The organism is Achromobacter pulmonis (assembly GCF_902859765.1).
Classification (GTDB): domain Bacteria; phylum Pseudomonadota; class Gammaproteobacteria; order Burkholderiales; family Burkholderiaceae_B; genus Achromobacter; species Achromobacter pulmonis.
Genome location: NZ_CADIJV010000038.1, coordinates 32,157 through 44,227, shown reverse-complemented (window position 1 = coordinate 44,227; position 12,071 = coordinate 32,157). Strand labels below are relative to the sequence as shown.

The 12,071-nt window shown below is 66.7% G+C and carries 2 protein-coding genes; both read left to right on the top strand.

Annotated elements, in window-relative coordinates; genetic code table 11:
• Nucleotides 1-37: 37 nt before the first annotated feature.
• Nucleotides 38-11,365 carry a two-partner secretion domain-containing protein gene (locus HV701_RS23440; protein ID WP_217467985.1) on the top strand — a complete coding sequence of 3,776 codons (11,328 nt, stop codon included), beginning with the start codon at nucleotides 38-40 and terminating at the stop codon, nucleotides 11,363-11,365.
• Nucleotides 11,366-11,965: an immunity 42 family protein gene (locus HV701_RS23435; RefSeq protein WP_175135399.1), complete on the top strand. Its 600-nt coding sequence runs from the start codon at nucleotides 11,366-11,368 to the stop codon at nucleotides 11,963-11,965.
• The last annotated feature ends 106 nt before the right edge of the window (nucleotides 11,966-12,071 follow it).

Sequence of the window (12,071 nt, the reverse complement as noted above, 5' to 3'; positions counted from 1 at the left end):
CATGATGTCCAAGCTCCGTTCCCTGATCGTGTGGTCCGTGGTCTTCACGCAGGTCTGGTCGCCGGTGCTGGCGCAGACGCTGCCGATCGCGGTGGACCGAAGCGTGCCGGGTGCCAAGCCCTTCGTGGGCGTCAGCAATGGCGTGCCCGTCATCAACATCGCGCCGCCTTCGGCCGGCGGCGTCTCGAACAACCGCTACACGCAATTCAACGTCGGCCCGTCCGGCGTGGTGCTCAACAACAGCGGCGGCGCCAGCCAGACGCAACTGGCCGGGCAAGTGGCGGGCAACCCGATGTTGGGCAATCGGCATGCGGGCACCATCCTCAACCAGGTGACCGCGCCGAATCCGTCGCAACTGCTCGGCACGCTGGAAGTGGCTGGTAATCGGGCGAACGTCATTGTCGCCAACCCGGCGGGCATTACGTGCAATGGCTGCGGGTTTCTGAACGCGGACCGCGCCACCCTGACCACCGGCACGCCGCGCGTCGGGCCAGATGGGGGCATCGGCTTTGATGTGGCGGGGGGCAGGCTTGGCATCGAAGGTCTAGGCCTGAACGGCATGAACCTGAGCCAGTTGGACCTGATCGCGCGCACGCTGGAGATCAACGCGGGCATCTGGGCGAACCGTCTGAGCGTGACGGCCGGCGCATCGCGGGTCGACTACGGCACGGGCGCCGTATCCGCGCAGGCGGGTGATGACCCTGCACCCGCCGTGGCGCTGGATACGGCCGCGCTGGGCGGCATGTACGCCAACAGCATCCGCCTGATCGGCACCGAGGCCGGCGTGGGGGTGAACATCGGCGGCAATCTTGCCGCGCTGACAGGCGACCTGCAAGTCAATGCCGCCGGCGATGTGCGCATTGCGCCACGCGCCACCGTGCAGGCGGCCGGCGATCTGCGGGTGGAGAGCGGCGGCGATCTGGCCGTGCAGGGCGCGGCGCAGGCGACAGGCGCGGCTGCGCTCGTCGCCACGCGCAACGTGACGATCCCGGGCGCGGTCGGCGCGGGCTCGTCGCTGAGTATCGCGGCGGGCGGCGATGCGGCGGTGGGCGCACAAGGCAGCCTGCGCACCCAGGGCGCCTTGCGCGTGGCCGCAGGCCGGGATCTTTCGCTGTCGGGAGGCCTGCTAACGTCCGGTCAGGACGCGCGCGCGCAATCGGGCCGCAATCTGACGGTGGCCGCTCAGGCGGCAATGCCGCCACCCGCCCGCGGCGGAGCCACCGAAAGCGGCGCTGGCGCGGACGCGGAGGCACGTGCGCAGCCGGGCAAGCCATCCGGCCCAGCCGCGCCCGGCGAGCCGCCCGGCGGCGTATCCACGGTGGACGGCGTGGTGTCCGCGCAAGATGGCGTCACGCTGCAAGCGGGCCGCGACCTGGTGCTGCCGCAACAGGTGCTGGTGTCGGGAACGCTGCTCACCGAGGCAGACGGGCGCGTGGCCTTGGCGGCCGGCACGCAATTGCAGTCGGCCGGCAACGTGACGATACGAGCGGGCCAGGACATGGCCCTGGGCGGAGCGGTCCTGACCGACGCGGCGCTGAGCCTGATCAGTGGCGGCGATCTGGTGCAGGGCGCGGCGGGCAGGCTGCAAGGCAAGCAGGTGCAGGCCAGTGCCGGCCGCGACCTGGCCTTGGGCGGCGCATGGGTGTCCGCAGCCGATGCTCAGGCGCGGGCCAAGCGCGATGTGCGCGTGGACGGAAAACTCAGCGCCGGTGGATCGTTGGATCTGGATGCGGGGCGTCATCTGCGGGTTGGCGCCGACGGGCAAGCAGACGCGTCGGGCCAGGCGCGCATGCACGCGGCCGGCGACCTCTCGCTGGCTGGCCTCGCGCAAAGCAATGCTGGCCTGATCTTGTCATCCGGCCGTGATCTGCAGGTCGATGGCGGCGCGTTGGCCGATGGCGGCTCCGTGTCCATGACCGCGGGCCAGGCGTTGACGCTAGGCGCCGCGAGCCGCGTGCAAGGTTGGGACCTCATCGCGCGCGCGGGCAGCGATGTGGACGCCCGAGGCGAAATGGGCGCACGGGGTGATATCGGGCTCCTGTCCGGCCGCGATCTGCGGCTTTCGGGCAAGAGCGCGGCCTCGGGCAATCTCGGCCTGCAGGCCAGGCGCGACCTGTTCACCGACGCCAATGGGCTTTGGGAGGCGAACGGCGGCGCAACGATCGCGGCCGGGCGCGATGCGGCATGGGCAGGCGCCCTGCGCGCCAATCGCGGCATCGCGCTGGATGCCGCGCGCCGACTGTCCGTCGACGGCCTCGTCACCACGGCCGAAGGCGGGCTGCTGAGCGCGGCGGGAGACGCGTTGTCCATCGGCGTGACGGGCCGCCTGGTTTCCAGGGATCGCATGGGGGTGACGGCGGGCGCGGACCTGGTGATCGATGGCGAACTCAGTTCGTTGGACGAACTGTCTGTGCAGGCGGCGCGCGATGCGCGGGCTGGCGGCAAGCTGCATGCCGCAACCTCGTTGCGCATGGCGGCCGGCGGCGACCTTGCCCTGCTGCGCGGCGCCAGCGCCCGCAGCGATGGCGAATTGGCGCTGCACGGCAGCCAGGATCTGGCGCTGGCCGGCATGGCGGCGGCGGACGGTGGCATGGTCTTGAACGCGGCGCGTGACCTGACGATGGCGGGCGAGGCATTCGCTTTCGGCGGGCGGTTACGCCTGGAGGTCGGCCAGAATGCGCGGTTGGAAGCGGGCAGCCACCTGCAAGGCCTGGGCGTGGACGCACGCGCTGGTGGCGACTTGAGCCAGGATGGCCAACTGGTGTCCTTCGCGGACGTCAATCTGGCTGCCGGCCATGACCTGAGCGCAGACGGCGCAGTCGTTGCCGATGGCAAGCTGGATCTGTCCGCTCAGGGCGACGCGCGGATTGGCGAGGCGGGGCGTCTGCAATCGGCAGGTCTGGCCACGCTGCGCGCGGACGGTGAAGTCGCCGTCGCCGGCGAGCTGCGTGGCGATGGCGGCGCGGCGGTCAATGCGGGCGGCACGCTGAATGTGCAGGGCTTGATCGCGTCGGCGCAAGGTGCGCTGACCATGAATGCCGAACAGGACCTGACGTTGGGCGCGAACGGCAGCGCCTTGGCGAGCGGCCCATTGAAGGCGCAGGCCGGCGGAGCGTTGGCCAGCGCGGGAATGTTGTCATCGCTAGCCGACCTGGCATTGGCGGCAAGCAGGAACCTGACCTTGCAGGGCCAGAGTCTCGCCACCGGCGACGTGCGCCTGAATGCGGGTGGCAGGCTCGTCAGCGCCTCCAGCGCGCAGACGCAGGCCAACGGCGCGTTGAGCGCGAACGGCGATTCGGCGATGCTGGCCGGCCAAGTCGTCGCTGGGGGCGTGGCCAATCTGCGCACGAACGGCGAACTGCTTCTGGACGGTAGCTTGCTGGCACCCGGAAGCGCGCTCTCGCTGGCCAGCGGCGGCGATCTGAAACTGGCCGCATCCAGCGCCATGAAGGCGGGCGGACTGCTGACCGCGCGAGCTGGCGGCGCGTTGCTTGCCGACGGCGCGATACAGGGCGACAGCGACATTCACCTGTCCGCCACGTCGGACGCGGTGCTGAACGGCAACACGGCCGCCAACGGCCTGTTGAACGTCACGGCGGGCAAGGGCCTGGGCGACCTGCGGGTCGGGCAAGACGCGCACCTGCGGGCGGCCACCACGTTGGACATGCGCGCAGGTCGCGACCTGACCGTCGCGGGGACGCTGGCTTCGGTCGCGGATCTGACGCTGGCCGCTGCGCGCGACATACGCGTGGATGGCGTGGCGGCCAGCGACGCGGGTTTGACGTTGACCGGGCGCGACATCACGGTGGGCGATCCGGGCCTGATCCAGGCGGCTGCCACCATGGCTGGCGTGGCCGACCGCTCGATGACGATCGCGGGCCGCGCGGTGGCGGGCCGCACGCAATCGCTGGGCGCGGGCGAGCGCCTGTCGGTCGCGGGCACGGTCGCGGCCTTGCAGGGCGATCTGTCTCTGGCCGCCACGCGCGGCGATGCCATCTTCGGCGCGGCATCGCGCCAACAGGCGGGCGGCTCGCTCATGTTGACGGCGGGCGGCGCATTGCAGATGTCGGGCAGCAGCAGCGCCGGCCAGGATCTGTCCTTGCGCGCCGGCACCGATGCCCTGCTCGATGGCGTGATCGCCACGCGACAAGGCATGCTCGCGGCCACCGCCGCACGCGACCTGCGGATAGCGGCGGGCGGCCGCCTGCAAGCAGGCGCCGGACTGGCCCTGGCGGCCGGCGACGTCCTGACGCATGAGGGTCTCGCCGTTGCGGGCGCACAGGCAGACCTGAGCGCCAATACCGCATTGGGCAATACCGGCTCGGTGCTCGCCGCCGGTGATCTGCGCGTTCGCGTTCCGGGTCTGCTGCACAACGCCGGCCGCCTTGTGGCCGGTGTCGACGCCGATGGCCGCTTGCGCCTGCCAGGCAGCCTTCAGGCCAACGCGGGCACGATCCAGCATCCCGGCGCCAGCCTGGCGGGCAAGGCCATGACGTTGTCCGCCAACGGATTGCAGTTGGAGGGAGGTGTGCTGTCGGCGGCGGGCCAGATGACGCTGGCATCCACGGGCGACATCGACACGGCGGGGGCCGCCCTGCACGCCGGGGCGCTGGATCTGTCGGCGATTCACCTGCGCAACCAGAACGGCAGGCTCACCGCCGAGGGCGAAGCCCGCGTCACACTGAGTGCAAGTCTGGACAACACCCACGGCACGCTCGCCGGCGGCGATCTGACCATCGCCACCCCGGGCGCGGTCGACAACCGCAGTGGCCTGATCCAGGCGGACGGCACGCTGGCGCTGTCAGCCGCAAGCCTGGACAACCGCGCAGCCACCGCGCCGGCCGCGCCGGCTCGTGGCTTGCTGGGCCGGGTGGTCGCCGTCGAGGCTGAAGGCATCAACAATCAGGGCGGCGCGATCAACGCCATCGAAGGCCTGTCGCTCAAGGCCCGTGACATTGACAACACCGCGGGCCGGATCGTCTCGCAAGGCGATGCCAGCATAGCGACCGACGTTCTGCAAAACGGCCAAGGCGAGCTGGCGGCGGGCCGGAACCTGGCGCTCGGCATCAAGGCCTCGCGGACTCTGGGCGCGCTGCGCGCGGGCGGCGATCTGTTGCTGGATTACGCCGGCTCGCTGAACCTGGATAGCGATATCACCGCGGGCCGTGACCTGACACTGAAGCTGGGCGGCGCGCTTGATAACCGGGCGCGCGTCAGTGCCGGACGCGACCTCGGCATCCGCGCCGAGTCGTTCGTGAACCATGAAACGGGCGAATGGATTGCCGGCCGTGGCAACACGATCGATGTCGCCAACGGGCTGGTCAATGACGGCCTGATCGATGGCAAGACCACCCGCATTGCGGCCGGCTTTGTAAATAACCGGGGCCGCATTTACGGCGATCAGGTATCGATCGGCGCCGGCAAACTGATCAACACGGTTGGAACCACGGGCGCGGCGGTGATCGCCTCGCGAGCGGACATGGATCTGGGCGTCGGCTCGCTCGTCAACGAGCAGGGCGCCCTGATCTACTCGGCGGCGGACGTGCGAGTGGGCGGCGCGCTGGACGCGGCGGGAGCCGCCACGGGCCAGGCCGCGCGGGTGCGCAACAGCGCGGCGACGATCGAGGCGGCAGGCCAGGCCAGCATCGCCGCGGCGCTGATCGAGAACTTGAACCCAAGCTATGCGAGCCGCACGGAGCAGGTCTCGTCCGAGCCGAAGTTCTATTTCCGGCAGGTCAATCAGGACCGGCAGGAGTTCGGGCCGTTGATGGACGGCAGCGAGTTCTTCTGGGTGTGCCATGAGTACCGGGGAATCTGCTCGCAGAATCCCGCGCAGGGCGTGGGCAAGCAGAACTGGCTGCTGCTATTGCCACCCAGCGAGAAGTACCCGGCCGCGCGCTATGGGCCACCCTTCGACTATGGCGTGCCGAACTGGTATGGAGACTGGGGCCTGGATCCGACGGCGACCACCTGGCCGATCGCGCCCTCCTACACCCCGGCGGAGCCGGGCTGCGCGGGCATAACCGACGATGACTGCGAGATCTCGCAAGACATCTTCGCGTATGCCCCGGATGCACGGATCTGGTCGGTCTTCGGGGTCACCCCGCCCGACGGCCCGCTGCCGCAATGGGACGAAACCGAACCGGCGGCATGCCGTAACGGCAACTCATCGGTTTGCGAAGCCTATGCCGCGCGCCGCGGCGCGTATGAGCAAGCCTACGCCGACTACAAGGCGCGGCACCTCGAACTGGACGCGCGCATCAAGGAATTCAATCGCGACGTGAACAGCCGCTGGCAACACGCGTTCATGTACTACCGCGTCAATGAGACGGTCGTCGAGACCCGGACGGTGTCGTCCGATCCCGGGCAGATCCTGTCTGGCGCCGCGATGACCTTGACCGGGACGGTCACCAACGACAAGAGCCGCATCGCCGCCGGCGGCGCGCTGTCCGTGGTCGGACCCGCCATCGACAACATCGGCGCCAGCGGCACGCGTACCGTGACGCGCGAAGGCGTCATGACCTTGAGCTTCGAGAAGCAGCGGCACGCGCGCAAATCCACGCGCTGGGAAAGCAGCAGCCCCTACGCCAGCACCTTGGCGGCCGAAGCGATTGACGTGCCGGTCGCCACCGCGACGGGCGGCGCCGCCCTGACGCTGTCGGGCGCCGCGCCGGCCGCGACCCCCATAGGCGCGCCGGAGCCGGTGCAGGTCGTCAGTGTCGATCTGCCGGGCGGCAAGGCCGTCCGCACCGTTTCCCATCCGGCCGGTATTCCCGACAACCAGCTCTTCGTGGTCAACAGGCAGCCGCAGGCGCCCTACCTGGTGGCGACCGACCCGCGCTTCACTGCCGGCCACGCCCACGTCTCCAGCGACTACCTGCTCGATCTGCTGCGGCAGCCCGGCACGCTGCCTGGGGTCTTGGCCGGCGAAACCGCGGGCGGTGGCGATCGCCGCGCCGGCGATCCCGTCCTGGTATCGCCACCCGCGCGCCAGAACGGCGATATGGCAGGCGCGGGGGACGCCTTGCCGGTGGCGCGCCTGGGCGGCTGGGACGACCTGATCCCGCCGGGCGCCAAGTTCCTCACGCCGGCGGGCCAGCCCCGGCGCCTGGGCGACGGATTCCATGAGCAAAAGGTGGTATCCGACCAGATTCTCGCCACCAGCGGCCAGCGCTTCCTGGAGAACTACAGCAATCAGGATGCGCAGTACAAGGCCTTGCTCGCGGCCGGCGCCCGCTTCGCGCAGGCGCACGGCATCAAGCTGGGCGCCAGGCTGACCGAAGCCCAGCAGCAGTTGCTCCTCACCGATCTGGTATGGCTGGTGGAACAGCCCGTGACCCTGGCCGATGGCAGCGTCCAGTCGGTGCTGGTGCCGCAGGTGTATCTCCTGGTCCGGAAAGACGACCTGAAGGGGGACGGCACGTTGATCGCCGGGCGCGACGTCGACATCACCGCCGAGGGCGATTTCGTCAACAGTGGCGCCGTCGCGGCGCGTCAAGCCACCGTGATTCGCGCCGGCAACATCGTCAACCAGGCCGGCGGCACCCTCCAGGCGGGCGGCACCATCGACCTGATCGCGCGCGAAGACCTGACCAATCTGGCATCGCTGATCAAGGGCGACAAGATTGGCCTGAGCGCCGGACGCGACATTGCGCTGACCTCGACTTCGGCGTCCGAACGCGCCAGCAATACCTGGGGCACCTATCTCACGGGCATGGCGCGGATCGACGCGGGCAGCCTGGATGTGCGGGCGGGGCGCGACCTGCGCCTGACCACGGCCCAAATCGCCGCCCGGGACCACGCGCGCCTGCAAGCCGGCCGCGACGTCAACATGGCCACCCTGACCGAGCGCAAGGGCGAGCGCCTCGAGCGCGACCCGCGCAACCGCTACGAACTGAGCACGGGCCGCGAGATCGGCGCGGCGCTTGCCGCCGGCGGCAGCCTGACCCTGGCGGCGGGCCGGGACATCAACGCGCGCGCGGCCGATGTCACCGCGGGCAAGCATCTGGCGGTGCAAGCCGGGCGCGACATCAACGCGACGGCCGGCGTGCGGACGCAGCACTCCTACATCGAGTCCTACAGCAAGCAGCACGGCTTCCTGTCCAGCCGTTCCAATCACATGGTCAACGCCATCACGACCGAGCGGGCGCAGGCCACGACTTTCACGGGCGACACGGCAACGCTGACGGCCGGCCGGGACGTAGTGGTCAGCGGCTCGAATCTGGGCGCGCAGCATGACCTGGCGGTGTCGGGCGCGCGGGATGTGAAGATCGCCGCCGGCGCCAACACCATGGACATCCGCCACTACGAGCAGGACAAGCAGTCCGGCATGGGCGCCATGGGCGGGCTGAGCTACGGCAGCCGCAAGCAAACCGACTCGCTCGATGGCAAGAACGTGTTCCATACCGCGAGCATGGTGGGCAGCGTTGAGGGCGACACGCTGATTCGCGCGAACCGCGCGCTGAACCTGACGGGCAGCAACATCGTGGCGCGCCAGGGCGATGTGGCGCTGATCGGGCGCGGCGTCAATATCGCCGCGGCGATCGACACCACGCGCGACAAGGAATACCACGAGGTCAAGCAGTCCGGCTTCAGCATCAACGCCAGGACACCCGTGATCGATGCGATGCAGACGGCGGGAAAAATGCACCAGGCCGCCGGCAAGACCGACAACAAGGTCATGCAGGGCCTGGCGCTGGCGACCACGGGCATGGCCGCGCTCAATGCCTACGACTCGGTGATGGCGGATCCCAAGAGCGCCGGCGGCGCAAGCCTGAGCATCGACCTGGGCGCCAGCAAGAGCCAGAGCGCCACGGACCGCGCGTCTGCATCGACGGCCGGCTCGACCGTGGCTGCCGGCAGGGATATCACGCTCCTGGCCCGGGGCGCTGGGGCCGCATCGGACATTGCGGTCGCGGGATCGCGCTTGTCGGCGGGCGGCAATGCCTTGCTTGAGGCCGAGGGAAGCATCCTGCTGCGGGCCGCGCAAAACACATACGAGCAGCGCACAAAGAACAAGAGTTCCAGCGCAAGCGTGGGTATCGGCGTGTCGGCTGATAGCGAGAACGGGGCTGGCGTCATGGTCAGCATCGGCGTCAGCGGCGCTCGCGGCCATGCCGATGGCCGGGATGCGAGTTGGGCCTACAGCAACGTGAGCGCTGGCAATGTGCTTGCGCTGCACTCCGGCGGCGACACGTCCTTGATCGGCGCGGCGGCACAGGCCGACCGGATCATGGCGTCGGTAGGCGGTGGCTTGCGCATCGAGACCTTGCAGGATGTCAGCACGTACGCCTCCAAGCAGCAGAGCGCCGGTGTCCAAGCCAAGATCTGCGTTTATGGCTACTGCAAGAGTTCCGTATCCGGCAACGTGGCGCAAGGCCGGATGGACAGCAACTTCAAGTCCGCCAGCGAACAGGCGGGACTGAAGGCCGGTGACGGCGGGTTCCAGTTGGATGTCGCGCGAAACACAACCTTGGTCGGCGCGGTGATATCCAGCAGCGAGCGTGCGGCGCTGGAAGGCCGAAACGCGCTCGCTACCGGCACGCTGGTGGTTCAGGACGTCAAGAACACGGCGCGGTACAAGGCCGATCAGATTGCGCTCAGCGGGGGCTATAGCTGGGGCGGCGACGGCGGGGGCGCACCCAAGAAAGACGACGCAGGCAAAACGGACGTAGGCGCGAACACCAACGGCCAGGCGGCGGGCGGCGCCGACAAGGCGCGGGACCCGGGCGACAAGAGCGGCGCGTCGGCAGGCCTGCCTGCTGTCCTAGGGGCGTCCGGCAATGCCAGCTCGACCACGCAAAGCGCGATCAGCGGCGGCAACGTCGTGATTCGCGATGAGGCCGCGCAGCAGGATCTGACGGGGATGACGGCGACGGAAACGGTCGCGGCCCTGAATCGCGCCACTTCGTCCGATACGTTGAACGCGCTTAAGCCGATCTTCGACAAGGAAAAGATCGAGGCGGGATTCGAGATTGCGTCGGAGGCGCAGAAGCAGGTCGGGCAGTTCCTGGAGACTCGGGCCAGGGAAGCCAAGGCGCTTGAAGATGCGCTGAAGAATGAGCCCGAAGGCCCGCGCCGAGATCAATTAAAGCAAGCTTTTGAGGATGCGAAGACGTGGGGGCCGGGTGGAGAAAGTCGTCGCTGGCTGACTGCGATCTTGGGGGCTGTGAGTGGCAATGTGACCGGCGCGGCGGGTGACGCGGTGACGGCCGTCGCGGTCAATTATCTGCAAGGGTTGGCCGCGTCCGAGGTGAAGAAGATTGTCTCGGCATTGGGCGAAGGTCCAAAGGCGGAGACGGCTCGCGCGGCCATGCACGCGATTGTGGGTTGCGCGGGCGCGGCGGGCAAAGGCGGCGATTGTGGTGCGGGTGCGCTGGGAGCTGGGTTGGGTTCTGTGCTCAACGCGCTACTAGATGAGGGTGGCGAGAAGCACGATCCGGTAGAAAAGGAACAACGCAGCAATCTGGTGCAGTCGTTGGTGGCAGGGATCTCGACGGCAGTGGGCGCCGATGCGGCGGTCGCCACCCATTCGGCGTTGTTGGAGACGGAGAACAACCATCTGACGGTCTTGCAGCACGAGGCGCGAATCCGCGAGTGGATGCAGTGCAAGGACGCTGCTTGCTGGGATGAGGTGAGGGCTCGATACGCCGACCTCAGCAAAAAGCAGCGTGCCGAACTAGTGAATTGTGAAGGCACTGAGTGCACGAAGAATGCGCAGAAGTTGGCAGACCTGGCCGCCAGCTACGACGCGCGAGCGAGCGAGCTGCTGGAGAAAGGCCGACTAGAAGGTAGCCTGAGTGCGGCGGATCGTGAGGAACTGAAGGCCGTCAAGGGCATGAGCCTGCTCATCCTGAGCGACCGTAATGAGGTTTTGCAGCGGGCGATCTTATCGGGCTCGGAAGAGGCGAAGAAAGAAGCGTGGCATAGCATTGCCACAGAAGGTGCGCTTGGCGCCGCTGCGGCAGCGGGAGCTATCCGGTCCAATAAGATATCCGGCAATACGAAAGCGCCAATTGGACAGAAGGAGAAAGGCAGTGCGTTGCCTGCCCCTGAGACCGTAACTGCTTCCAATGGATTGGTTTATAAATCCGGGCCAAAGCACACGCCAGGTCAAACAGCAAGCAGGCCCAACGCGGGATTAGAGCCAAGGAATTCTCTGGACTTGTTTGCCAATTCGGTGCAGGGAAAGAAGGGGCAGCGATTTGCAAAGGATGCGGAAGGGAATATTCATCGATTCTTTGATTCAAATGATGGAACTTGGCACTGGTCTGGCAGTACGGGAGATAAAAGGAATGGTCTAGGAAAAGATTACATTCCAATCGAAATAAGAAGGTTGTTCAATGTTCCTGGAAAGGGGAAGTAAATGATTTTTGGTAATCCCTATGAATTTGCTGTGTTGATTGAATATATCCCGGAATGGAGCACTGAAACCTTTAGGTACGGGTTATTCCATTTCATGCTGGATGGAAAAATGTTTCCGGAAGAGCTGGTTACTTCAACGCTAGGCGTCGATCTTCGTGATTTTTTGGAGGGCAGTGCGTTAGTTTCGCCGCCGGAAAATTGCGAAATCTTCAACATGAGTAAAGAAGAAGCCTTCAATTTAATGTTCGAGTTGGCATATCCGGACTATCATGACGATGTCGAAAATCTGGATGACATTGATAATATATTTCTATATAAGGCGTCAACGGTAAATATTGAAGATTTCAGGAGCAATGTTTTTTGTGTGGCATGCAACGATACTGTTCGAATAATCGGTGCGAAAATGGAGAGACTGCTGCCTGGCTCGGATGACCAAAATTTCTGGGAAAGGATTCCAAATCCCGAGGTGGTTGAGGTGTTTATGAGCGTTGATGCCGTTAAGGAGATTGTGAGGAAAGTCAGGGAATATGATTGGGCAATGCGAAAAAAGGGTTTGAAATTGATTTCTTCAACGATCCCGGGCGGGGCGGATTCTGCCTGATTTTTCTTAAATTAAGGATTTTCGTCCTATTCTGGGTAGGCCGCCTATGTGATCCCATATAGCCCAAGCCGAGTGCAGGGGCGAACGCATCGAGCAGGACACGCGC